The organism is Halomonas alkaliantarctica (genome assembly GCF_029854215.1).
Taxonomy (GTDB): domain Bacteria; phylum Pseudomonadota; class Gammaproteobacteria; order Pseudomonadales; family Halomonadaceae; genus Vreelandella; species Vreelandella alkaliantarctica_A.
This window is the reverse complement of record NZ_CP122961.1, coordinates 134294-159388: the sequence shown is the minus strand read 5'-3', so window position 1 is coordinate 159388 and position 25095 is coordinate 134294. Positions and strand designations below refer to the sequence as shown.

The following is a 25095-nucleotide window of genomic DNA, read 5'->3' as shown; positions in this document are numbered from 1 at the left end:
GCTCCTAGCTCTCTAACTCGATATCGATGCCCAGCGAGCGGATTTCCTTCACGAGTACGTTGAAGGATTCCGGCATGCCTGCCTGCATGGTGTGGTCGCCATCCACGATGTTTTTATACATCTTGGTGCGGCCTTCGACGTCGTCCGACTTGACGGTGAGCATCTCTTGAAGCGTATAAGCGGCGCCGTAAGCTTCCAACGCCCACACTTCCATCTCACCGAAGCGCTGACCACCGAATTGTGCCTTACCACCCAAGGGCTGCTGGGTAACCAGCGAGTAAGAACCGGTAGAACGCGCGTGCATCTTGTCGTCTACCAAGTGGTTAAGCTTCAACATGTACATGTAGCCGACGGTAACCGGACGATCAAAGGCGTCACCGGTACGGCCATCGAATAGGGCCATCTGGCCCGACTCGGGAATGTCCGCCAGCTTCAGCAGGTGCTTGATTTCGTGCTCTTTGGCACCGTCAAACACCGGCGTGGCCATCGGCACACCACCTTTGAGATTCTTCGCCAGAGCGATGATCTCATCGTCGGTCAGGGAGTCGAGATCTTCGACTCGCGTACCTTGCGTATTGTAGATCTGCCCCAGGAAGTCACGAATCTCGGCCACTTGCTGCCCACGTGCATCGCGCAGCATGGCTTCGATCTTGACGCCCAAGCCACGTGCCGCCATACCCAGGTGGGTTTCCAAAATCTGACCGACGTTCATACGCGACGGCACACCCAGCGGGTTAAGCACTACGTCAACTGGCTCGCCCTTCTCGTCAAACGGCATATCTTCAATGGGCATAATCGCCGAGATAACACCTTTGTTACCGTGACGACCGGCCATCTTGTCACCCGGCTGGATGCGACGCTTAACGGCCATGTAGACCTTGACGATTTTCAGCACGCCCGGTGCGAGATCATCGCCCTGGGTCAGCTTGCGCTTCTTATCTTCAAAGCGTTCGTCCATCTCTTTACGACGGGTTTCCAGCTGTTCGTCGGCCTGGGCCAGCAGTTCGTTGTAGGACTCATCCTGCATACGCAGTTTGAACCACTGCTGACGCGGCAATTCTTCCAGGTACGCTTCGTCGAGAACATCGCCTTTCTTGAGGTTCGGGCCACCGTTAACGGCTTGGCCGTCAAGCGTACGCTGTAGACGCTCAAAGGTAGCGTCTTCGGCGATACGGTAAGTCTCTTGGAGATCCTTACGAACTTCGTCAAGCTGAGTGCGCTCGATAGACAGGGCGCGGGAGTCTTTCTCAACGCCGTCGCGAGTAAACACCTGAACGTCGATGACCGTACCAATCATGCCGGTGGGGGCACGCAGCGAGGTATCTTTAACGTCTGACGCTTTCTCGCCGAAGATGGCACGTAGCAGCTTCTCTTCAGGCGTCAGCTGGGTTTCACCCTTCGGCGTCACCTTACCGACCAAAATATCGCCCGGGCCGACTTCGGCACCGATGTAGACCACGCCCGCCTCATCCAGCTTGGAGAGAGCAGACTCGCCCACATTAGGGATATCGGAGGTAATCTCTTCCGAGCCCAACTTGGTGTCGCGAGACACACAGGTCAGTTCCTGAATGTGAATAGTGGTGAAACGGTCTTCTTGAACGACCCGCTCGGAAAGCAGAATCGAGTCCTCGAAGTTGTAACCGTTCCAGGGCATAAACGCGATGCGCATGTTCTGACCAAGCGCAAGATCACCCATATCCACCGACGGGCCATCAGCGAGAATATCGCCACGCGCCACGTTGTCGCCAGGCCGCACGATGGGGCGCTGGTTCATACAGGTGTTCTGGTTCGAGCGGGTGTACTTGGTCAGGTTGTAGATATCAACACCGGCTTCACCGCCGATAATTTCATCTTCATTAACCCGTACCACGACACGACGCGCATCAACGGAATCAATAACGCCGCCACGATTGGCCACCGCACAGACGCCGGAGTCACGAGCAACAAAGCGCTCCATGCCGGTACCTACCAACGGCTTATCGGCACGCAGGGTCGGTACCGCCTGACGCTGCATGTTAGAACCCATCAAGGCGCGGTTGGCGTCATCGTGCTCCAGGAACGGAATCAATGCCGCTGCGACGGATACGACCTGACGTGGCGATACGTCCATTAGCGTCACTTGCTCAGGACGCATAAAGGTCGTTTCACCGCGGTGACGAACCTGAACCAGGTCATCACTTAGCTTGTTGGACTCATCTACCGCTGCTGACGCCTGGGCGATAACAAAGTCGCCCTCTTCGATCGCCGAGAGATGGACGATGTCGTCGGTCAACTGACGATCAACCACTTTACGGTACGGCGTTTCAAGGAAACCGTAGCTGTTAGTGTGGCTATAAGTGGCCAGCGAGTTAATCAGACCGATGTTCGGGCCTTCCGGCGTTTCGATCGGGCATAGACGCCCGTAGTGCGTGGCGTGGACGTCACGTACTTCGAAGCCAGCACGCTCACGGGTCAAACCACCGGGGCCGAGTGCAGACACACGACGCTTGTGGGTAACCTCTGAGAGCGGGTTGTTTTGATCCATAAACTGCGAGAGCTGGCTGGAACCGAAGAACTCTTTCACCGCCGCCGCAACGGGCTTGGCGTTGATCAAGTCTTGCGGCATCAGGCCTTCGCTTTCCGCCATGGAAAGACGTTCTTTGACGGCACGCTCTACACGCACCAAGCCAACGCGGAACTGGTTCTCGGCCATTTCACCGACGCAGCGAATACGGCGGTTACCCAGGTGATCGATATCATCGACGTCACCGAAGCCGTTACGAATACTGATCAGCTCGCGCAGCACATCAAGGATGTCTTTACGATCCAGCACGCCAGAGCCGGTATCGGTATCACGGCGCAGACGACGGTTGAACTTCATGCGGCCAACGCCCGACAGGTCGTAGCGGTCCTCAGAGAAGAACAAATTGTTGAACAGCGTCTCTGCAGACTCTTTGGTCGGCGGCTCGCCTGGGCGCATCATGCGGTAAATTTCGACCAACGCTTCCAGAGCTGAATTGGTGGCATCCAGCTTCAGCGTGTCGGAGATGAAAGAACCGCAATCCAGATCGTTGGTGTACAGGGTTTCGATCAGCGCAATGCCACCCTGAGCCATACGCTCGAGCACTTCCGGCGTGATCTCGGTATTACACGGGCAGATCAGCTCGCCAGTCTTGGAGTCGATCTGGTCTTTGGCCAGGGTTTTGCCGAACAGGTACTCCATCGGCACGTCCAGACGCTCAAGGCCGGCTTTTTCAAGCTGGCGAATGTGCTTCTGGGTAATCCGACGACCCTCTTCAACGATCACATTACCTTCGCCATCCTTGATGTCGAAAGTAGCCGTTTCTCCGCGCAGGCGCGACGGCACCAGCTCCACAGAGAAACCGGATTTCTCAATGTGGAAGACGCTGGTTTCAAAGAACTCGGCCAGGATCTCTTCGGTGTTCATGCCCAGCGCACGCATCAGTACCGAGGCCGGCAGTTTACGGCGACGGTCAATACGTACAAAGACGTTGTCTTTGGGGTCAAACTCGAAGTCCAACCAGGAACCACGATAAGGAATCACACGGGCTGAGTAGAGCAGCTTGCCGGAAGAGTGACTCTTGCCTTTGTCGTGATCGAAGAACACACCGGGCGAGCGGTGGAGCTGGGAAACGATAACCCGCTCAGTACCGTTAATCACAAAGGTACCGTTCTCAGTCATCAGGGGGATTTCCCCCATGTAGACTTCTTGCTCTTTGATATCTTTAATTGCTTTGTTCGAGGAGTCGCGATCATAGATGATCAAGCGAACCTTGACGCGCAGCGGGGCGGAGTAAGTCACGCCGCGCAGCTGGCACTCCTTAACATCGAACGCCGGCGTACCGAAGCGGTAGCTGACATACTCAAGCGCTGCATTGCCGGAGAAGCTCTCAATCGGAAACACGGACTTGAATGCCGCGTGCAGACCGACCTCGTGACGCTCGTCGGGCGAACGATCTTGCTGGAGGAAGTCGTAATAGGAATCAAGCTGGATCGCCAGCAAGTAAGGCACATCCATCACTTGGGGCAGTTTGCCGAAATCCTTGCGGATGCGTTTTTTCTCAGTATATGAGTAAGCCATCTGTATTCCCCAGCTTGTTCACCATGGGTGACCGATGCGTGGTCATCGCTGCCCGGCGGGCTTCGTCAGACGCAGACAGCAAGCTCCTAAATCGGTAGCTCGCCGTCGAAAATCTAGTTCGATAACACTGTAGTCGATAACACTATTTCAATAACGCTATATTCAATAACGCTTTTGCTTTTCTGTCGCTTCTGTCATCTGCCAGCAGCATGACTGTTTGCAAACATCAGTTACAACAGAAAAAGGCCGGCAGCGGGATATCCCGCCGCCAGCCGTGGAAGCTTACGCAGCGCGTAAAGCCGTCCGCACAAGAATTACTTGAGCTCGACGGTTGCGCCCGCTTCTTCCAGCTTAGCTTTAGCTGCTTCAGCGTCGTCTTTAGACAGACCTTCTTTGATGGTCGCCGGAGCGCCGTCAACAGCACCTTTAGCTTCTTTCAAGCCAAGGCCAGTGATCTCACGAACCGCTTTGATCACGTTAACTTTCTTGTCGCCAGCAGCGGTCAGAACGACGTCAAATTCAGTCTGTTCTTCAGCCACTTCGCCGCCAGCAGCCGGGCCAGCCATTACGGCAGCCGCTGCAGAAACGCCGAACTTCTCTTCCATTGCTTCGATCAGCTCGACAACTTCCATTACGGTCATGTCGGCTACAGCATTGATGATATCGTCTTTAGACAGTGCCATTGTTTCATTCCTAACTTTGCGGGAGCCTCGGTCAGCCGAGGACTCAGGATTCATTGCTCGGTTCAGGCAGCGTATCGATGAGATCGTTCACGCCGCCTGCAAGAAACGCTGCTTAAGCAGCTTCAGCTTCTTGCTTCTGGTCGCGCAGAGCGGCCAGAGTACGAACCAGCTTGCCAGCGGAGGCTTCTTTCATTACCGACATCAACTTGGCAATTGCTTCGTCGTGTGTCGGCAGGGTTGCCAGACGGTCGATGTCAGCAGCCGGAATCAGCTCACCTTCGTAGGCCAACGCTTTTACTTCGAAGTCCTTGTTCGTTTTGGAAAACTCTTTGAACAAACGAGCGGCAGCGCCCGGATGATCAGTAGAGAAAGCCAATAACGTAGGACCAACAAAGCTATCGTTCAAGCACTCCCACTGAGTGCCCTCGAGAGCGCGGCGAGCCAGCGTGTTACGAACAACACGTAGCTCTACACCATTCTCACGCGCCTGCTTGCGCAGATCGGTCATTTTACCAACCGTAACGCCGCGAGAATCAGCAACTACGACGGAGAGTGCGCCCTTGGCCGCTTCACTGACCTCGGCAACAATCGCTTTCTTGCCTTCAAGTGCTAGTGGCACAGTGATCACTCCTTCGTGCCGGAACCCAGGAAGGTTCCGGTGGTTACCATCTCTTCCCGCTTCGCCCTAAAAAAAGCTGCAAAGCAGGAAGCCTTGGGGATGGTGCTCACCAGAAAGCCGTCTTAAGCTTAACCAACTGGCGGCCACACCATCTGCGCAGGCGCTTATGGGGCAATTAAGCCGCCCTCGCAAGCACATAAAGCGTACTCACTAAGCGCGGCACCTGCGGTCTTTGACGATGCCCCGGCCAGTGTTAATAACCAAACGGGGGACCGCAAAGTTCTTGCTCGGTTCCTACAAAAAAACCAACGATTACCTGCTTACGCGAAAGCAGAGTGATCGATTGTCAAACCCGGGCCCATGGTAGTGGACAGAGTCATTTTTTTGAAGTAAATACCTTTCGACGCGCTCGGCTTGAGGCGCTTAAGGTCTGCAACCAGGGCTTCCAGGTTGCCGTTAATCGCTGCCACGTCAAAATCCACTTTACCCAGGGTAGTGTGGATGATGCCGTTTTTGTCGGTACGGAAACGCACCTGACCGGCTTTAGCATTTTTGACCGCTGTCGCCACATCAGGCGTTACGGTGCCAACTTTCGGGTTAGGCATCAGGCCACGCGGACCTAGAATCTGACCCAGCTGACCTACCACGCGCATGGCGTCTGGCGAAGCGATAACGACGTCAAAATCCATCACGCCTTTTTTCACTTGCTCAGCCAAGTCGTCCATACCTACGATGTCGGCGCCAGCTTCTTTAGCGGCATCGGCATTGGCACCCTGGGTGAAGACCGCAACACGTACGTCTTTACCGGTACCGTTAGGCATAACGGTAGCGCCACGCACAACCTGATCGGATTTACGCGGGTCGACGCCAAGGTTGATGGCGACATCAACCGACTCTTTGAATTTAACCGTAGACAGCTCAGAGAGCAGCGCTACCGCTTCTTCAATAGAGTAGGCTTTGGTGGTGTCTACTTTTTCGCGAATGATTTTCGCACGCTTAGACAGTTTAGCCATGATCAAAGACCCTCCACGTTTAGGCCCATGCTGCGAGCGCTGCCAGCAATGGTGCGTACAGCGGCATCGAGATTCGCAGCCGTCAAGTCAGGCTCTTTGGTTTTGGCGATCTCTTCAAGCTGTTCACGCGTCACGGTGCCGACCTTCTTCTTGTTCGGCTCACCAGAACCGGACTTGATGCCAGCCGCTTTTTTCAGCAGCACGGCAGCAGGCGGCGTCTTGGTGACGAACGTGAAGCTACGGTCAGAGTAGACAGTGATCACGACTGGCGTCGGCAGGCCCGGCTCAATTTCTTGAGTCGCGGCGTTGAACGCCTTACAGAATTCCATGATGTTCACGCCGTGCTGACCCAGCGCTGGGCCTACCGGCGGACTTGGATTGGCTTTACCTGCAGCAACCTGCAGTTTGATATAAGCCTGTACTTTCTTGGCCATCGTTTATGCTCCAATTGGGTAATAGCGCCCTAAGGCTCCCCGGTACCAGTAAGACGACTATAGAGTCGCCTCACGCGAATCAAAACTTACGCTTTCTCAACCTGAGACTTACTCTTTCTCAACCTGAGAGAACTCTAACTCAACAGGTGTAGAGCGCCCGAAGATCAGCACGCTGACATGCAGGCGACTCTTTTCATAATTAACTTCTTCGACAACACCGTTGAAATCGGCAAACGGCCCATCAACAACACGCACTGACTGCCCCGGCTCAAACATCGTTTTGGGCCGCGGCTTGTCAGTACCATCTTTAACGCGCAGCAAAATTGCATCCGCTTCGCGTGAAGTGATTGGCGCCGGCTTCTCTTTTGTGCCACCGATAAAGCCCATGACACGCGGCGTCTCGTTGACGAGGTGCCACGTCTCATCGGCCATTTCCATCTCGACCAATACATAGCCGGGATAAAATTTGCGTTCGCTCTTGCGCCGCTTACCGTCACGCATTTCGACGACTTCTTCGGTCGGCACCAGAATCTCGCCAAAACGATCTTCCATACCATACATTTTCACACGCTCAATCAGTGAACGCATGACATGCTTTTCAAAGCCGGAATAAGCGTGAACGACGTACCAACGTTTGGACATGAAAGCTCCTAACCAATGACGCCGGACATCGCCCAGCCAAGAAGAGTGTCGATCAACCACAGCATTAGCCCCACCACCAAAACGGCCACTAGCACAATGGCCGTGGTCTGAATGGTTTCGGCACGGGTCGGCCATACAACGCGCTGAATCTCTTTCTTGGCGCTTCTGGCAAGCTCTACTAAATCACGACCCTTGGTAGTGGTTAGCGCGATCAAACCCGCAATCACACACAACACCACTACGCCAAGCACGCGGTAGAGCAGGCCAATATCGGCGAAATAGGTATTACCAACAACAGCAATGACAAGCAGCGCTACGACCGCCGCCCACTTGAGCCCGTCATGGCGCGTCTGTTGCACCTCGGCGCCATGTTTTACAGAACCAGGCTTCATAAAAACGAGACTCCTCAGGGTGCGGCGAACGATAAAAGAATTTTGGAAAAAGACATACCAACCTGGGGAAGGCTGGCAGGCCAGGAGGGAATCGAACCCCCAACCTGCGGTTTTGGAGACCGCTGCTCTGCCAATTGAGCTACTGGCCTGTATCGTCGTACTGATTTTTTACAACAACTATTTACATCTGTCGATAAACGTCTTTTCAATCGCCTATACAACAGCGGGCGCCATGGTAGCGGAGAAAACCACCCCTGACAACCCCTCCTTTACGCTTAGGCATATTACAACCCCACCTAACCGCAGAGACAAAAAAAGCGAGCTTCGCTCGCTTTATCTGCAACTCTCTTCTTGCAAAATATGGAGCTCATGGACGGAATTGAACCGTCGACCTCACCCTTACCAAGGGTGTGCTCTACCCCTGAGCTACATGAGCTAAACACATCAACTGGAGCGGGCGGCGGGAATCGAACCCGCACCATCAGCTTGGAAGGCTGAGGTTCTACCGTTGAACTACGCCCGCTGAACCTGTCTGGAATGACGATCCGCTACGCGCCGCCTTATAGCCCTAGCTCACACAAGCTATAAATCGTAGACATTGCCCGCTACCGGCTTTTCATTCAACAGCACCGATCAAATCGATGCCGCTTAATCTTGGTGGAGAGGGAAGGATTCGAACCTTCGAAGCTTTCGCGGCAGATTTACAGTCTGCTCCCTTTGGCCACTCGGGAACCTCTCCAACTGTGGCGGCACATTATGCCAGCCTCCAAGTACGTGTCAAGCTCGATAACTATTTTTAAGCAACTAATTTTAAGTGACTATTGCTTTAATTATCAAAGCTTGCGGCATCAAAAGACATCTGCGCCTTGCCTTGGAACGCGCTGTATTCTGTCAAAGCAGCATGGAGAATGCAAGACCCGCGCGAATCTTTTCTAGCGCCACAGGCTCAGGCACCCGCGGCGCGCCCGACATTTTGCCAGCACGCTCGGCGAGGGTCATCGGAAAGCATGCCTCTAAACCGCCGTAGACCATATCCGGCCACACCGCGTGGGGCACCTGCACGCCTCTTGAGACAACCCGCGCATCCCCCCCAGTCAATAGCATCGGCAGCGCCACACCCTCTTGATCACATACTTCGCTATAGATACGGTTAATAGCGCTAACGGCCGCCATGTAGATACCGTGATTGACCGCATCAACGGTGCGCCGGCCAGGCTCTAACAGCTCATCGGCCTCACTTTCAGGGTCGATGGCCACATTGCGGGTGCCAAGCTTCAGACTCTCTTTCATCAGGCGAAGACCGGGGATAATAAAGCCACCAAGGTGCTGGCCGCCTGGCAGCACAAAATCGATAGTGATCGCACTGCCGCAATCCACCGCACAGCAACCGCCCGCCAAATGATAACCCGCCAGCGCCCCCATCCAACGATCAACGCCTAAACGTCCCGGCTCTTCGTAGCCGTTAACCACCCCTAACGCCTCTTGGGTAGAGTGGGCTACGTGCACATGCCGCACTCTTCGACGCAACAAAGCGACCGTCTCCTCAAGCACCGCTGCCCTGGCGACGCTTGATATACGCACCGCCTCGACCACATCAAGATCGGGAATATCGGCCCCTGGGCGCCACTCTTCCCGAGTCCAAACCGCTCCACGGGAACGTATCTCGCTGCTCTCGGCATCCTTGAGACGCCATTTAGACAGCGTGTTGCCGATATCAAGATCCAGAATCATAAACGCCTGCGTACGCTAATCTCACCGCCGGCTAGGCGTCGCGAGTGACCATTTTCGGTAACCCATAGGTTACCACTCTCATCCACTTCCCCCGCGACGGCATCGCTGGTCTGCTGCCCTTGTATCACCCGAATAGGCAACCCTGCGTAGGCGTGGCGCTGATTCCAGGCATCCCGCCAAGTGCCAAACCCGTCCTGCTCAAAGTTAGCCAGCATAGCCAGCAGGCCTGCCACCACCTCGGAGGCCAGTTGATTGCGCGAGATATTCGGCAGCCGCTCGAAAAGCGCCGCCACGGGCTGGTCGATTGCTGCCCGCTGGGCGGCGGGCAGCCACAGATTCATGCCCATACCAATGACGACTTCGCAGGGGCCTGCCGCATCCCCTGTCACTTCAATAAGAATACCCGCCAGCTTGCCTAACTCGTCGCCTGGGCCATCACCCTGTTCGGAGAGCAGGATATCGTTAGGCCACTTAAGCTTTGGCGTTACGCCATGTTGCTCGAGCACCTGGGCAACGACGACGCCTACCGCCAAGCTCAAGCCCTCCAGCACCGCGATGCCCGACTCGAAGCGCCAGCCCAGCGAGAGCATTAAACTCTGCCCCCAGGGAGTCGACCAGACACGCCCCCGACGTCCACGCCCCGACGTCTGCAGTTCAACCAGACACACTTCGCCATGCCCGGCACCCTGCTCAAAGCGTTGGCGCAGATACTCGTTGCTGGAGGGTAACTGATCCTCAACAAATAGGCGCGCAAGATGGTGGCGCGCCGGAGCGGGCAACTGCTCAACGATTTTGGCGCCTTCCAAAGGCTCCAGGCGCTGCGACAGTTGATAGCCACGGCCTTTCACCGCGACCACCTCCACGCCAAGCGCTTCCAGTTTTTTTAACTGCTTCCACACCGCCGCACGGGAAATACCCAGCGCTTCACCCAGCTGCTCGCCAGAGTGAACCTCGCCATCGCTTAACAAACGCATCAGGTTGCCGATGGTCATGCTCCTGCCCCAGTGGGAAAAGCGCTAGTCTAGCGGATGGAAGTTCATGGCGAAAACATTCCTAGACCAAGGTTGATATGAGAGGCAGTAATATCAGCGAAGCCTTTGGCATGGTAGAATGGCTATTGGACGCAAGCCCAGAGCCAATATGGTCGGCAAATTGCCAGCCCTTGCGACCCGCATTTTCCGACCCGTGGACGAACGGGTGTTCACAAGAGTTCTCTCTCAGCATGCAAAACCAGCAAAACTCCAGCGCGGTTAATAACCTGCGCAACGTCGCGATCATAGCCCACGTTGACCATGGTAAAACCACACTGGTCGACAAACTCCTGAGCCAGTCCGGCACCCTTGACCGTAAAGCAGAAGGTCAAGAGCGCATCATGGACTCAAACGATCAGGAAAAAGAGCGTGGCATTACCATTTTGGCCAAAAACACGGCCATTCAATGGCAAGACAGCCAAGGTAACGGCTACCACATCAACATCGTGGATACGCCTGGGCACGCCGATTTCGGTGGCGAAGTTGAGCGCGTCATGTCAATGGTCGATTCGGTGCTACTGCTAGTAGACGCCGTTGATGGCCCGATGCCGCAAACCCGCTTTGTGACTCAGAAAGCATTCGCCCAAGGCCTGCGGCCGATCGTGGTGGTCAACAAAATTGACCGTCCCGGCGCACGTCCTGACTGGGTTATCGACCAGATTTTTGATCTGTTCGACAATCTTGGCGCGTCTGACGAACAGCTCGATTTCCCGATCATCTACTGCTCTGCCCTAAACGGCATTGCCGGTATGGATCCTGAAGAGCTGGCTGACAACATGGACCCCATGTTCCAGGCCATCGTCGATATCGTTGAGCCGCCGAAAGTTGAACTTGACGGCCCTTTCCAGATGCAGATATCAGCACTGGATTACAACAGCTACGTAGGCGTTATCGGCCTGGGTCGCATCAAGCGTGGCGCGGTGAAACCGAACCAGCAGGTGTCGATCATCGGCGTTGACGGCAATGTGCGTAAGGGCAAAATCGGTCAGGTAATGACCCATATGGGCCTTGAGCGCGTGCAGACCAACGAAGCCACCGCGGGCGACATCGTCTGTGTGACCGGCATCGACGATCTATGCATTTCGGATACATTATGCGATCCGGCCAAGGTCGAAGCGCTGCCGCCGCTGTCCGTCGACGAACCGACCGTCTCAATGACCTTCCAGGTCAACGATTCACCGTTCGCCGGCAAAGATGGCAAGTTTGTGACCAGCCGCAACATCAAGGATCGCCTTGATCAAGAGCTGATTCATAACGTGGCACTGCGCGTTGAGCAGGGCGAAACCCCTGAGAAGTTCAAGGTTTCCGGGCGTGGCGAACTGCACCTCTCGGTGCTGATCGAAACCATGCGTCGTGAAGGCTTTGAGCTGGCCGTAGGCCGCCCTGAAGTTATCATCAAAGAGATCGACGGTGAGAAGCAGGAGCCCTACGAAGAGGTCATCATCGACTGTGAAGAGCAGCACCAAGGCTCGATCATGGAAGAGCTGGGCTACCGTAAAGGCGAGATGACCAACATGCTGCCGGACGGTAAAGGACGGGTTCGCCTGGACTTCATCATTCCTGCCCGCGGCTTAATCGGTTTCCGTGGCCAGTTTCTGACCCTGACTTCAGGCACCGGCATCCTGACCAGCCGCTTTGATCACTACGGCCCGCTGAAGCCTGAAGCCTCTATTGAGCGTCGTAATGGCGTATTGGTCTCAATGGTCGACGGTAAAGCCCTTGCCTATGCGCTATATGCGCTGCAAGAGCGCGGCAAGCTGATTATCGATCACGCCACGGAAGTTTACGAAGGCATGTTGATCGGTATCAACAACCGCGCTAACGACATGGTGGTTAACCCCACCAAAGGCAAGAAGCTCGACAACATGCGCTCCACCGGTAACGATGAGAACATCGTATTGACCCCACCGGTTAAGTTCTCTCTGGAGCAGGCCATCGAGTTCCTCGACTCCGACGAGCTCGTAGAAGTCACGCCGGTGCATATCCGTCTGCGTAAAAAGCTGCTGAAAGAGACCGAGCGTAAGCGTTACAGCAAGAAGTAACCCGCTCCAAGCAGTGAGTACCCAAAAACCCGCGAAAGCGGGTTTTTTTATGCCCTCTCTCTTTTGCGCTAACATCAGCCCCCAGGGTAAACCCCTTGCCAAGCTAGCGCCCTAAACGCAGCCTAAACGCTAATGCGCTGGAAAGGCGGCGCGTTCTATCGCACAGTAACGCTAAATTCAGCGCGCCCAAGGGACGCTAACATCGTCACATTCATACAGGTGTTTGGATAACACCCCATCCTGACACCCAAATACGGGCACTCTATACCCATGAGCGGTCAAAACGTCTGGACGCATAAAGGTACCTTTCTTCTCGCCGCCGTTGGCTCCGCCGTCGGCCTAGGCAATCTGTGGCGCTTCCCCTACCTCACCGGGGAAAATGGCGGCGGTGCCTTTATATTGGTCTACGCGCTGACGATCTTCGCCGTCGGCATCCCGATTCTGATTGCCGAGATCATGCTGGGTCGCACCAGCCGCCAGAGCCCGATTATGGGCATGCGGCACCTGACCAAAACCCACGGTACCTCACGGGCCTGGGAAACCATCGGCTGGCTGGGCGCCGCCTCGGCGTTTTTGATTTTAAGCTTCTATTCGGTGATTGCCGGCTGGGCGATTCACTACACTTGGCTGATGCTGACAGGCTCACTGGTCGGGGCCGATGCGCAGACCATTAGCGATGGCTTTGATGCTCTGCTGGCCGCCCCCGGCTTAATGACGCTCTATCACACCCTTTTCATTGCCGCGTCCGCGCTAATTGTCGGTATGGGCATTCATAAAGGCATCGAATCAGGCCTGCGCATTATGATGCCCGCGCTGTTTGTGATTCTGCTGGTGGTGCTGGCCTACGGCGTGGTGAATGGCGATATAGGCGCCGCCGCCAGCTTCTTGTTCACGTTTAATATCGCCGACCTCAGCCTTGAGGGCTGGCTGCAGGCCATGGGGCAGTCATTCTTCACTCTTAGCCTGGGGATGGGGGCTATCATGGCTTACGGCGCCTATATGCCCAGCAATGTGTCGCTAACCCGCACCGCCTTTGCCGTCGCCATCGTCGATACCGCCGTAGCGATGGTCGCTGGCCTGGCCATTTTTGCTTTGGTATTTGGCGCAGGGTTAGAAACCGGGCAAGGGCCTGGGCTAATGTTTGTCACCCTACCGCTAGCGTTTGCCGAGATGCCGTTTGGTGCTTTGGTCGGCGGTGTGTTCTTTATCCTGGTGCTCGGCGCGGCTATCAGTTCCTCTATTTCGCTGATTGAGCCCGTCGCCGCCTTCCTGGTGGAGCGCTTTGACATGACGCGGCCACAGGCGGTCATGATCATGGTCATCGCCGCCTGGGCAATGGGTTTGCTGACCGTGGTTAGCTTTAATATCTGGGCCGAGGGGACACTATTCCACACCTTGTTTGGGCGCAGCGCTTTCGAGCTTATCGAGCTCCTCACCAATATCTTTATGCCGGTGGGTGGTCTGCTGATAGCCCTGTTTGCCGGCTGGGCGCTAACCCAGAGTGAAGTGATGAAAGAACTGGGCAGCAGCGTCACTTGGTTTAAACTATGGCGTTTTCTGGTGCGCTTTGTTGCCCCTGCTGCAGTGGCCTTTGTTTTTTTACGAACTATTCCTCAGGTGGATGGCTATTTTATCCCCGCCCTCGGTGCGCTGCTAATGATTGGAGCCTTTGCAGCAAGCCAGCTTTGGCTAAACAAACCACGACAAACAACCTGATAACAGTGCGCAGGCGGCTTTTTAGCCGCCTGTATCGCGTGGAGACACCATGAACCCTCTTATCGATGTACAGCGAGCCAACAAAGCGTTCGGCGGCCTGCAGGTAATTAACGACTGCTCCATTCAGGTGGAGAAGGGCTCCATTACCGGCATGATTGGCCCCAACGGGGCGGGTAAATCTACCCTGTTTAACCTCATTGCCGGTGCATTGACCCCCGACAGTGGCCACGTCCTGCTTGATGGTGAAGATATTACCTCGCTTAGCGCCGACCAGCGCTTTCATCGCGGATTACTACGTACCTTTCAAATTGCCCACGAGTTCAGCCATATGAGCGCGCTGGAAAACCTGATGATGGTGCCGCCCAAACAAGCCGGCGAAAACCTTTTCAGTGCCTGGCTAAAGCCTGGCAAGGTGCAGCGGGAAGAGGCGGAAGTGCGCCGCCGTGCCCTGGAAGTCATCGATTTTGTTGGCCTGCACCATGTGCGCAATGAGCTGGCGGGTAATTTATCGGGTGGGCAAAAGAAGCTGCTGGAGCTTGGCCGCACCATGATGACCAATGCCAAGGTAGTGCTCCTTGATGAGATCGCCGCCGGGGTGAACCGCACCCTGCTGGGCGATTTAATCGGCAATATTGAGCGGCTCAACCGAGAAATGGGTTACACCTTCCTGGTCATTGAGCACGATATGGAGATGATTGCCCGCCTTTGCGACCCGGTTATCGTGCTGGCTCAGGGCAGTGTGATGGTGGAGGGTCATATCAACGACATCCAGAATAATCCTGAGGTCATCGAGGCCTACTTCGGTACCGATGCCGCTTAAGCGTGACGTTTTCTCCCATTAGCCAATTAATATAATGATGTCGCTGCCAAGCGACCTTGCTGGAATACTTTCATATGCCATTAATCGACGCACGCGATGTGCACGGCGGCTATGGCGGCATGAATATCCTTAACGGGGTAAACATGACGCTGGAAGCCGATGAGGTCGGGGTTATCGTCGGCCCTAACGGGGCGGGCAAATCCACCATGCTGAAAGCCGTCTTTGGCCTGCTGCATGTTAATCAGGGCGAGATACTGCTTAACGGCCAACCAATCCAAAACCTGCCGCCTAACCAACTGGTGCAGCGCGGCATGGGCTTCGTCCCCCAGGAGAAAAACGTTTTCCCCAGCCTTTCAGTGCAGGAAAACCTGGAGATGGGCGCCTTTTTAAAGCCGCAAAACGTCAAGCGCATGCTCGCTCAGATCTATGAGTTTTTCCCACCGCTGTACGAAAAGCGCCGCCAGCCAGCCGGTGAGCTTTCCGGTGGGCAGCGCCAAATGGTCGCCATGGGGCGCGCTTTGATGGCCGAGCCGAGCCTGCTATTGCTGGACGAACCCACCGCGGGGCTGTCGCCGCTGTATATGAATGAAATCTTTGATCGCGTCAAACAGATCAACGCCGCTGGCGTGGGCATTTTGATGGTGGAACAGAACGCCAAACAGGCACTCGCGATTGCCGATAAAGGCTTTGTGCTGGCCGCTGGCCAAAATCGCTTTACTGACACTGGGGCAGCACTGCTCGCCGACCCCGATGTCGCCAAAAGCTTTTTGGGCGGCTAGCCCCAGGGAGATACACGTGAACGAACTGGTTTTTTTCATCAATAATGTGGTGATTTCGGGCAGCGTCAGCGGCTCCATTTATGCCATCGGGGCCATTGGGGTAACGCTGATTTTCAGCATTATGCGCTTTGCCCACTTCGCCCACGCCGACATGATGACCTTCGGCGCCTTCATGGTGCTACTGCTAACCACGGCGTTCCCAGCGGCAGGCGCCAGCCTAGGCGTACCCACCGCGGTGCTAATGCTGCCGCTGGCGATGCTGCTCACCGCCGCCTTGGCCGTAGGTATCGATAAAATCTTTTATAAACCGCTGCGTGCCCATGGGGTAAAGCCGATTGTGTTGGTGATTGGCTCGCTGGGGGTAACGTTGATTCTGCAGGGCTTGATCCGCCTCTTTTCGGGCACCGGCGGACAGAGTTTATATGTCGATGACCGTAAGGAGATCTTCCGCCTTGCGCTGCCCTTCGAGGGGGCACGGGCACCGATTGTGGTGACCGAGCCGCAAATTTATCTATTTGTGATTACCATCGTCGCCGTTGTGGCACTGCACTTTTTCCTTAATCGCTCGCGGTTAGGCAAGGCGATGCGCGCTATGTCGGATAACCCTGAACTCGCCCAGGCATCGGGCATTAATACCAATACCATTGTGGCGGTGACCTGGATGATCGCCGGGGCGCTGGCCGCTATTGCCGGAACGCTGCTCTCACTGGATGTCACCTTTAAACCCGATTTAAGCTTCTTCCTGCTGCTTCCCATTTTCGCCGCCGCCATTGTGGGTGGTGTTGGCCACCCTTACGGCGCCATTGCTGGGGGTTTTGTGGTCGGCTTTGCCGAAACTCTGGCGGTGTTTAACTGGAACGTGCTGCTGCGCCCCTTCCGCGACAGCCTGCCCACTTGGCTGGAGCTACCATCGAACCTGGCCTTCGTGGGCACCGAGTACAAAATTGTGGTGCCTTTTTTCATTCTGGTAGCCATTCTGGTGTGGCGTCCCACCGGACTCTTTAAGGGCAAGGTGATCTAATGAGCAACTCAGAAAAAACGCGCAACCCTGCCTACACGCCCCAAGAGGCCGCGCCTAGTCGTCGCTTTCCGCTGCGCGAGCTACTTCTGTTTGGTGTGCTGCTGGTGGCTATTCTGGCGGTTTACGCCATCATGGGCGCCGCCTACAGCACGCGCATGCTGGTCGAAGCCGCCTGCTACGCCATTCTGGCGCTGGGGTTAACGATTCAATGGGGTTACGCGGGGCAATTCAACGCCGGGGTCATGGGCTTTGTCGCCCTGGGCGGTTTCTGTGCAATGTTCTTCAGCGTACCGGTCAACGATGCTTTCTGGGACACAGCGCTACCCGGCGAATTTGGCCGCGTATTGCTGTATGGCGCTGCCGCCATCCTGCTGATCGTTGGCGCCAGCAAGCTGGATCGATTGGGCGTACCCAAGCCCCTGCGTACGTTTATCGCGGTGATGTTGGCTGTCGTGCTTTACCTAGTGGTGATTAACCAACTACGTGAAGTCACTGATGCGATTGAAAACCAAGCAGGCTTTGTCGGTGGGCTTGGCTTACCGCCTTGGATCGGCTGGATTGTCGGTGGCGCCTTGGCGGGTGGCGTTGGCTATTTTATTGGCCATATCTGTCTGGGTTTACGCAGCGACTATCTGGCGATAGCCACCCTGGGCATAGCCGAAATCATCAAAGCATTTTTGAAAAACTCTGACTGGCTTACCCGCGGTACTGCCACGGTTTCCCCACTACCCTGGCCCACACCGGGCCCTGCCGAACTGGGATTTACGCTTTCAAGAGCCATCTACCTGTCGTTTACCGCGGTGATCATTGCGGTGATCTTTTTTCTACTCAATCGCGCCTACAACGCCCCATGGGGACGTATGATCCGGGCGATTCGCGATAACGAAGTTTCCGCTGCCGCCATGGGCAAGGATATCAATAAACGGCGCCTGGAAATCTTCGTGCTGGGCTGCATTCTAATGGGCTTAGGCGGCGGCATACTGGGCACCTTCAACAGCCTCTTCGACCCACAAGGCTACCTGCCGCTCAACCATACCTTCCTGGTCCTGGTAATGGTGATACTTGGCGGGCCGGGCAATAACCTGGGGACCATTTTTGGCGCGGTGGCGGTGTATATCATCTGGATTATGTCGGAGCCCCTGGCGCTGTTCTTAATGCAACTAGCGGTGTCCTTTGGCGAAGGCGCTTTCGGCTGGGATGCCCCCGGCAATATGGATAGCCGCGCACTGCAGGCACGAGTGCTGGTGATTGGCCTGTTGATCACCATGGTGCTGCGCTTTGCGCCTAAAGGCCTGCTACCCGAGAAGATCAAAAGCCACAGTTGATGGGGCACTTGGTATGACTGGCGAGCTAAGCCCCGCAGATAGCAGCGTTTGCGGGGCACTGCACGCAGTGGTGGTTGCCCAATCTGGCGCGATACTGGTGCTAACGATCACGCTACTTCGCTGATTGCGCTTCCAGCTCTTCGAACAATCGCGCCACTGCTTCAGCTCCAGGATCAATATACCCCCGGAGCTGTTCGGCGTTGATATAGGCAGCGCGCCCCGCGTTTGCCTTTACGATGGTAGCGGTATGAATTGCCCCTTTTCGCGCCGCTCTGGCGGCCGAGGCGAAGCTTTCGTCGAAGGCATCCAAGGCAGGTTTTAGGGCATCCACCATGGTTCTGTCGCCTAACTTCGCCCCCCCAATTTGCTGCATCCGATTGAGCCCCTGCTTCAGCGCAGCGACCCTGGGTAGTCCGCTAGATGCAGCATCTCCTGCCGCGGAGAAGAAAATAGCCAGCAGCACACCTGAGGAGCCACCCATGGTCTGGCTAAGCGCCTGCCCTATGGCGCGGTAAAGCTGGGAATGATCGGCCAGGGGCATTCTATCCAGCGCGTTTAACAAGGCTCTTGCGGCTCCAGCGAGGGTTGATCCGGTATCACCGTCACCGGACTTGGCATCCAGTGCATTCAGATCCGCTTCGGAGTCGATCAGCACCTGACAACACCTCGTCAGCAAGTTGGCGGTCTGATCATGCCAGGATGGAGTAGGTTGAATAGGCAGTAATCCGTCGGGGAGCTCGCGTATATTGATTGGCCTGATACTCTTGCAGCCAGGCCAGGCGCTGGGGCCACAAGCAGCAGCGAGCAAGGCTTCATCATCCTGGGTGAGGGGATAAACCGATACGGAAAACCCCTGCATGTCCAGTGACGTCATCATGGGCGCTGGCCCGACGATGAGTTTCAGGCTGCTGGCAATAGAGGACTTCAGAAGTTCGTTGGCGAGTACCGCCATTTCCAGTGCCGACGCGCCGCCGAGGTTGTTCAGCAGAACAGCATGGGGCTGTTTATCCATTACGGTGGCCAGCTTCTCGACGACGGCGGAAATGGCGTTTTTCGCGCTGTCGCAAGCAATTTGCTCAACCCCCGCCTCGCCATGGATGCCAAGCCCGAGTTCCGCCATCCCGGGGGGAATGCGTTGCTCTTTGGGCGAGCCAGGCACGCGACAGGTATCCAATGACATGCCGATGCTGTGGGTGTTGGTGATCACCCGTTCAGCGGCTTTGATCAGGGTTTCAAGATCGGCATTCTGTTCGGCCAATGCCCCGGCTATCTTATGAACAAAGAGTGTGCCCGCCACACCTCGTGCCTGGGGGAGGTCGGGCAAGGCAATGTCATCGTCGACCACCACCATGCCCACCTTGTGCCCTAAGGCACGGGCACGCTCGGCTGCCAGCCCGAAATTCAGGCGGTCGCCGGTGTAATTCTTGACGATCAGCAAGCATCCCGCCGATCCGGTTACCGCCAGTATTGCGGCTAGAACCGCATCGACCGATGGTGAGGCGAAGACGTCACCGCAGACAGCCGCGGTTAGCATGCCCTTGCCGACGAAGCCGGCATGGGCCGGTTCGTGACCAGAGCCACCGCCAGAAACCAACGCCACTCGCGACTTATCCCAGTCGGCACGCACCACCACTCGAATATGAGGATAGCCATCCAGGCGTGCCAACTGGCCATCGGATGCCCTGATAAGTCCGTCGATCGCGTCGGTGACAGCGTCTTCTTTGCTGTTGATAAAGTGCGTCATGATCTCGCCACCTCTCCTTGTTCGTACCGCCTCCCCCCTTGCCCCTACCCGATATAGTCGGATACCGCACGGTTGGCGCTCTGGGGCCTTGAAATTCTGTCGTTTGCCACCAGTTATTTTTTGTCAAGGGGCAACCCGAGACATTGAGTATTTCGATTTACGTCATAGGTAGCAAGATCAGATAGGAGGTGACGTATGAATTTGCAAAAACTCTCTCCTTGGAACTGGTTCAAGAGCGAAAATGCCGATACACCGACTCCGCCATCCAGCGTGGAGCCGCGCCGCAATGAGCTCTCTCCCTTCATGGGTATGCATCAGGAGCTGGATCGCTGGATGGACAGTGTCATGCGGCAGTTCGGCATGCCCTCCCTGGAGAGTCGAGTTGGCGACCTGCCGGGCCTTCTGCAGCCGCGGCTCGATATTGCCGAACACGACAGCGAGTATGTGATCAGCGTCGAGGTGCCGGGGGTCGAGGAGAAAGACCTATCTATCTCCCTGGACGATCATCGTCTGGTCATTGAAGGTGAAAAGCGCCAGGAGAGCCATAGTGAAGATAATAAGCTCCATCGTATCGAGCGCTCCTATGGTCGGTTCCAACGCGTACTGGATCTGCCTGGAGATGCCAAAGCCGAGGATATCAAAGCCTCTTTCAAAAATGGCATTCTGACGATACGGGTGCCACGTAGCGAGCAGGCCAAGGCGGCTCGCCGTGAAATCCCCATTCAGTAAAAGTAGTTGCTGGCGTCATAGGGCTCGCCGACTGGCGAGCTTTTTTTGCGCCAGGCATGGCGCTGGCTGGATTACCTGTAGTGTCGGCTCTTTAAGCGATAAACGACCACAAGGTAGGCCATGCCAAATGAAAAATGCCCGACTTTAATAAGTCGGGCATTTTTAACACTAATGCTGAGAATTAAAGATCAACCTGACCTTTGCTGGTAAAGGTGCCGTCTTCTACAGCCATTTCTACCACCACACCAGGCACGTCGCCGTTTTCATTAAACTCATGCGAACCAGACGCGCCTTCGTAGTTAATCTCGGTACCTGCGGCAATCAGCTCAACCGCTTTTTCCCACTCGCCGGGCAGAATCACCTCGCCAGGGGCGCTGGAAACACTGCGCAGCGCTTCGGAAAGCCCTTCGCGCTCAGCGTTGCCGTTCTGCTCAATCGCCAACGCGATCAGGAAGGCTGCGTCGTAGGCTTGGGCGGCAAATACCGCACTCGGGTCTAAATCAGCGGCTTCGGCGGCTTCAATAAAGATATCGGTGCCGGGCAGATCAGGACTGCCGGGGCGCGTGGCGATCATACCGTCCAAGATATCAGCGCCAATGGCCTCAATCAGGCTATCGCCGACCATGCCGTCAGCACCTACATACTGGGTAAACATTCCGCTTTCATAGGCTTGACGCAGTACCGTTTGACCAGAGGTGTCGGCATAGGCCAATACAACGAGGGTATCAACGCCACTGACTGATAGTGAGCCCAGCTCAGAGCGATAATCAGCTCGGTTATCTTCATGGGCGAGGTTTTCGGTAATCTCACCACCGCCCGCTTCAAAAGCGGTGCTAAAGGCGTCTGAAAGCCCTTGACCATAATCGTTGTTGACGTAGGTGACCGCTACCGCATCGATGCCTTTTTCAAGCAGCAGCTTAGCCAGCATTTCCCCCTGGAAGGCGTCGGACGGCACCGTACGGAAAACAAGATCATTGTCATCCAACTCGGATACCGCAGGCGCGGTAGAGGCGGGGGATACCATCAGCACACCACCGGGAATGGCGGCGTTGTTAGCCGCAGCAATCGTCGCACCGGTACACAGCGCACCGACAATCGCGGTGACATTTTCAGAGTTCACCATACGGTCGGCGGCGTTAGAGGCAGCCGATGCATCGGAACAGGTGGTATCACCCGTCGGCATTACCAGCGTTTGGCCATCAAGAATGCCGCCCTGCTCATTGATCTGCTCTACGGCTAGCTGCGCCCCGGCAAAAATCGGTGGTGTTAAACTTTCAATTCCCCGGTAAAGCCGCCCAAGAAGCCAACTTTGACCTCTGCCTGTGCGAATCCGGTCATTGCCAGGGTTGAGGCCGCCACAGCGGTGGCTAATGCGCGCTTATTGATCATGTTATTTGTCGCTCCCAGTATCTCAAGAGATTGTTTAATTTTTTAGGGTGCCTTAGCGGTCAATCGTTAAGGCTGCTATTAATCTGGAACTGGAACGGCAAAAACACAAGCATCGGTTTCTAACGCTAGTTTGCAAAAATGCACTATAACCAGCGCTCAAGCTTAAGTGTATGGCTTAACCAGGCGTTGAAATGGCGCCAAAAACTTCCGGGCTCAGTGGTTAAAACTTCCATTTCTCCATCGCGCTCTAGATGCCAGTTCAGCTCACTCTCTGAGGTAAGTTCGATGCGGTAACTCAGCGCAGGCTCTTGCCCTACGGCCACCAGATCGTGAAACGCCTGCATCAACGACTCGCTGCGCGCCAGCACGCCAATTTCGGTATTCCAGTAGATCGACCGTGGGTCAGCGTTAAACGAACCCACGAACAGTTGATCGTCAAAGCTTAACGCCTTGATATGTAGCGCTGAAGCCGAAGCGCCGGGCACACGCATGTCTTCATCCGGGCCCGCTTCCTGCTCCGGTCGCAGTTCATAAAGGGTGATACCGTGGGCTAGCAGCGTTTCACGCCAAGGCGCGTAGGCGCCGTGCACTAAGGCAGCATCTGTCGACTCCAGTGAGTTGGTAATAATCTCGACAGCGACACCCTGGTCGGCAAGATCCGTTAGGTTTTGCACGCCTTGCTCGGTGGGCACAAAGTAAGCAGAAATAATCACTAGGCGCTGGTTAAGCTCGGTGGCATCGGTTAAATCACCTAGCAGGGTATCTCGCCATTCAGGCGTACCAGACGAAAGCTTGCCGGGGGCATCCCACATCGCCAGTCCTTCGCCCCAATGCAGGGTTTCCCAGGGCGGCGCGCTGCGCGGCTGACGGCGTAGCTCGGTAAAGTATTCCGAGTCGGCATTATCATCCAGCCAATCTTCCAGCTTCGTTTCGAGCGTTTGCCAAGCGTTATCGGCGACTTGATGATAGCGCTCAATTGGCTGCGCCAAGCCGTGGTTCCAATACAGATCAAAACTGCGCGAAAGCGCCGGCACTACCTCACCAATGGTCGCGAAGTCCAAATCCGCAAAATTGCGGGCGTCGTTGGCATCGAAATATTCATCGCCCAGGTTACGCCCGCCCACAATAGCGACACTATTATCCGCTACCCACAGTTTGTTATGCATGCGGCGGTGCTGCTGAGAGGGATTGACCACAGAGGCCAAGACCCGCGTGAACATATGCCCACGCCCCACCGGGAGCGGATTATAAACCCGCACGTGGATATTCGGGTGGCTCGCCAGTGCGGCTAAGCGATCACCTTGACCAATAGCGCCGATATCATCGACCAGCAGGCGCACCCGGACGCCCGCCTTGGCGGCATCCAGCAACTGCGAAAGGATTAGTCGTGTGGTTTGGCCTTCGCCCAGTAAGTAGGTTTGGATATTCAACTCACGCTGGGCTTGGCGAATCAATCCCACCCGAGCAGCAAATGCTTCCTGCCCATTGGGTAGCAACGCAAAACCATCGGGATATGACTGTTCCGCTAACGCCTGATAAGCCTGCTCACCCAGCCAGGTAGTGCGTGCGTCATCTAAGGCTAGCGTCGTGTGGTGTTCACGCGTCACCGCGTGGGTGCATCCCGCCAGTAGGCTGCACAGTACCACTAAGCTCAGCCATTGAGCCCAACGGCAAGGGTTAGCCATTGTCATTGTCATCGAGACGTTCAGCCCAGCGCTTGCGGGCTAGATTGCGTCGGTAGAGACGCACCAGCGCAATCGTTAACGCGGTGACCAGCATGGCGGCCAACACCACGCCCTGCCAGGGGCGTGCTGCGTTTCCCATGACGGTCTCCAGGGTAATAATCAGCATTAAGCCAATCGCTTGTGAGCCGATCGCTAGCGCGCGCAGCTTATCGAAAGCGGGTGGGGGCATAACGTCTCCGTAATTGTCAGCTCGCATGATATGGTCTCCCAGTGTACCTGTTTCATGACATGCTTAACGGGAAACCTAAGTTAAAAAATCTAAGTTGAAAACCTGAACGGGATACCCATGAACGCCATTGCTCTCGGCCCACTACTGATCTCGCTACCACGCCTTTACGCCGTAGGCTGTGCACTGCTACTCCTGCTCTGCGCACGTTTCTTATTAGGATTGCCTCGCCCGATTCAGCAGCGCTGGTTTACCGGGCTTATTATTGTTTGGTTAGTCGGCGCTCGAGTGGGCCATATCCTGCTCAACCTGGATAGCTATAGCGATGCCCCGCTTGAGGCACTCAAAGTATGGCAACCCGGCTACCACGGCCTGTGGGGGATGGCCGCAGGTTTGGTATGGTCGGCCTGGACGTTGCGGGCGCGGTTATTGGCGATGGGCGGTGCGATGGCGATGCTGATCGCCGCCTCCAGCCTGTGGCTGGTGCTGGTAACCCTAGCGCCTCTGGGCAATGACTTTGCGGTTAACGTTCTGCCAGAGATTACCCTTGAAGATGTGGAAGGCAATGAAGTATATCTACCCTCGCTAACCGACAATGCTGATCTGATTATCGTCAACCTGTGGGCGACATGGTGCCCGCCCTGCCTGCGTGAAATGCCGCTGCTTGAGGAGGCCGCCCAGCGCAACGGCGTCAGCGTGGTGGTCGCCAACCAGGGTGAAGACCTGCTACCCATGGTGCGCTACTTGGATGAGCAGCAGCTTGAGTTTCGCTACGCGCTGCGTGACCCCAGCCAGCAGCTGATGGCGCTTTTTCAAGCCCCGGGGCTGCCCACCACTGTGCTGTTTGACGGCCAGGGCAACACCCTGGATGTCCACGTTGGCGAGCTTACTCGCGCCCATCTGGATCGCTGGTTAAAAGATTGATGCCGATACACCTTAATCCCCCCGCTGCTTTGCGTTAGAATCCCCCGCCCTATTGCCGCCGGTGCTCCC

General features: G+C 55.8%; 20 protein-coding genes, 4 tRNA genes and 1 pseudogene. 8 read left to right on the top strand and 17 right to left on the bottom strand.

Annotated elements, in window-relative coordinates; all coding sequences use genetic code 11:
- Positions 1-4: 4 nt before the first annotated feature.
- The 13 genes from rpoB to QEN58_RS00680 form a co-directional block, all read right to left on the bottom strand.
- Positions 5-4081, bottom strand: coding sequence for a DNA-directed RNA polymerase subunit beta (gene rpoB, locus QEN58_RS00740; protein ID WP_280105342.1), 4077 nt, complete (start codon positions 4079-4081; stop codon positions 5-7).
- A gap of 314 nt (positions 4082-4395) precedes the next feature.
- Positions 4396-4764 carry a 50S ribosomal protein L7/L12 gene (gene rplL / locus QEN58_RS00735; protein ID WP_022520870.1) on the bottom strand — a complete coding sequence of 123 codons (369 nt, stop codon included), beginning with the start codon at positions 4762-4764 and terminating at the stop codon, positions 4396-4398.
- 112 nt (positions 4765-4876) lie between these two features.
- Positions 4877-5383 carry a 50S ribosomal protein L10 gene (gene rplJ / locus QEN58_RS00730; RefSeq protein WP_280105341.1) on the bottom strand — a complete coding sequence of 169 codons (507 nt, stop codon included), beginning with the start codon at positions 5381-5383 and terminating at the stop codon, positions 4877-4879.
- A 320-nt stretch (positions 5384-5703) separates the two neighbouring features.
- Positions 5704-6396 (bottom strand): 50S ribosomal protein L1, encoded by a 693-nt coding sequence (gene rplA / locus QEN58_RS00725; protein WP_071694996.1) that lies wholly within the window; start codon positions 6394-6396, stop codon positions 5704-5706.
- Positions 6397-6398: 2 nt separating this feature from the next.
- A complete protein-coding gene (gene rplK, locus QEN58_RS00720) occupies positions 6399-6830 on the bottom strand; it encodes a 50S ribosomal protein L11 (RefSeq protein ID WP_007112017.1) in 432 nt (143 codons plus the stop codon).
- A 108-nt stretch (positions 6831-6938) separates the two neighbouring features.
- A complete protein-coding gene (gene nusG, locus QEN58_RS00715) occupies positions 6939-7472 on the bottom strand; it encodes a transcription termination/antitermination protein NusG (protein WP_008959178.1) in 534 nt (177 codons plus the stop codon).
- A gap of 8 nt (positions 7473-7480) precedes the next feature.
- A complete protein-coding gene (gene secE, locus QEN58_RS00710; protein WP_035564017.1) occupies positions 7481-7864 on the bottom strand; it encodes a preprotein translocase subunit SecE in 384 nt (127 codons plus the stop codon).
- A gap of 73 nt (positions 7865-7937) precedes the next feature.
- Positions 7938-8013: transfer RNA gene (locus QEN58_RS00705), tRNA-Trp, on the bottom strand.
- Positions 8014-8225: 212 nt separating this feature from the next.
- A tRNA-Thr gene (locus QEN58_RS00700) sits at positions 8226-8300 on the bottom strand.
- 13 nt (positions 8301-8313) lie between these two features.
- A tRNA-Gly gene (locus QEN58_RS00695) sits at positions 8314-8387 on the bottom strand.
- Between the two features lie 132 nt (positions 8388-8519).
- Positions 8520-8603, bottom strand: a tRNA-Tyr gene (locus QEN58_RS00690).
- Between the two features lie 152 nt (positions 8604-8755).
- Complete coding sequence (locus tag QEN58_RS00685; RefSeq protein WP_280105340.1) at positions 8756-9595, bottom strand: type III pantothenate kinase; 840 nt, start codon at positions 9593-9595, stop codon at positions 8756-8758.
- Positions 9592-10587 (bottom strand): biotin--[acetyl-CoA-carboxylase] ligase, encoded by a 996-nt coding sequence (locus QEN58_RS00680; RefSeq protein ID WP_280105339.1) that lies wholly within the window; start codon positions 10585-10587, stop codon positions 9592-9594. Before QEN58_RS00680 ends, QEN58_RS00685 begins: the two co-directional genes overlap by 4 nt.
- Before the next feature lie 230 nt (positions 10588-10817).
- Here QEN58_RS00680 and typA point away from each other — a divergent pair, with 230 nt between their 5' ends.
- The 6 genes from typA (at position 10818) to QEN58_RS00650 (ending at position 18329) form a co-directional block, all read left to right on the top strand.
- Positions 10818-12668, top strand: coding sequence for a translational GTPase TypA (gene typA, locus QEN58_RS00675; protein ID WP_280105338.1), 1851 nt, complete (start codon positions 10818-10820; stop codon positions 12666-12668).
- Between the two features lie 270 nt (positions 12669-12938).
- Positions 12939-14384, top strand: a complete 1446-nt coding sequence (locus QEN58_RS00670; protein WP_280105337.1) for a sodium-dependent transporter — start codon at positions 12939-12941, stop codon at positions 14382-14384.
- A gap of 49 nt (positions 14385-14433) precedes the next feature.
- Positions 14434-15204 (top strand): ABC transporter ATP-binding protein, encoded by a 771-nt coding sequence (locus QEN58_RS00665; protein WP_280105336.1) that lies wholly within the window; start codon positions 14434-14436, stop codon positions 15202-15204.
- 74 nt (positions 15205-15278) lie between these two features.
- The gene (locus QEN58_RS00660) at positions 15279-15983 is read left to right on the top strand and encodes an ABC transporter ATP-binding protein (protein WP_280105335.1); all 705 of its coding nucleotides are present in this window, start codon (positions 15279-15281) and stop codon (positions 15981-15983) included.
- A 16-nt stretch (positions 15984-15999) separates the two neighbouring features.
- Positions 16000-17004 (top strand): branched-chain amino acid ABC transporter permease, encoded by a 1005-nt coding sequence (locus QEN58_RS00655; protein WP_280105334.1) that lies wholly within the window; start codon positions 16000-16002, stop codon positions 17002-17004.
- Positions 17004-18329 carry a branched-chain amino acid ABC transporter permease gene (locus QEN58_RS00650; RefSeq protein ID WP_280105333.1) on the top strand — a complete coding sequence of 442 codons (1326 nt, stop codon included), beginning with the start codon at positions 17004-17006 and terminating at the stop codon, positions 18327-18329. The genes QEN58_RS00655 and QEN58_RS00650 overlap by 1 nt, the downstream gene beginning before the upstream one ends.
- Before the next feature lie 112 nt (positions 18330-18441).
- On the opposite strand, the gene QEN58_RS00645 is transcribed toward QEN58_RS00650, so the two are convergent.
- On the bottom strand, positions 18442-20073 hold the full coding sequence (locus QEN58_RS00645) for a dihydroxyacetone kinase subunit DhaK (RefSeq protein WP_280105332.1): 1632 nt from the start codon (positions 20071-20073) through the stop codon (positions 18442-18444).
- A 195-nt stretch (positions 20074-20268) separates the two neighbouring features.
- Here QEN58_RS00645 and QEN58_RS00640 point away from each other — a divergent pair, with 195 nt between their 5' ends.
- On the top strand, positions 20269-20802 hold the full coding sequence (locus QEN58_RS00640) for an Hsp20/alpha crystallin family protein (protein ID WP_280105331.1): 534 nt from the start codon (positions 20269-20271) through the stop codon (positions 20800-20802).
- A gap of 181 nt (positions 20803-20983) precedes the next feature.
- Here the strand turns inward: QEN58_RS00640 and QEN58_RS00635 are convergent.
- The 3 genes and pseudogenes from QEN58_RS00635 to QEN58_RS00625 all read right to left on the bottom strand — a co-directional run bounded on the left by QEN58_RS00635 (position 20984) and on the right by QEN58_RS00625 (position 24105).
- Positions 20984-22191, bottom strand: a pseudogene (locus QEN58_RS00635) (ABC transporter substrate-binding protein).
- Positions 22192-22334: 143 nt separating this feature from the next.
- Positions 22335-23876 carry a phospholipase D family protein gene (locus tag QEN58_RS00630; RefSeq protein WP_280105330.1) on the bottom strand — a complete coding sequence of 514 codons (1542 nt, stop codon included), beginning with the start codon at positions 23874-23876 and terminating at the stop codon, positions 22335-22337.
- Positions 23869-24105, bottom strand: a complete 237-nt coding sequence (locus tag QEN58_RS00625; protein WP_071694984.1) for a hypothetical protein — start codon at positions 24103-24105, stop codon at positions 23869-23871. The genes QEN58_RS00630 and QEN58_RS00625 overlap by 8 nt, the downstream gene beginning before the upstream one ends.
- A gap of 117 nt (positions 24106-24222) precedes the next feature.
- On the opposite strand from QEN58_RS00625, the gene QEN58_RS00620 reads away from it, so the two are divergent.
- Positions 24223-25026, top strand: coding sequence for a redoxin family protein (locus QEN58_RS00620; RefSeq protein WP_280105329.1), 804 nt, complete (start codon positions 24223-24225; stop codon positions 25024-25026).
- The last annotated feature ends 69 nt before the right edge of the window (positions 25027-25095 follow it).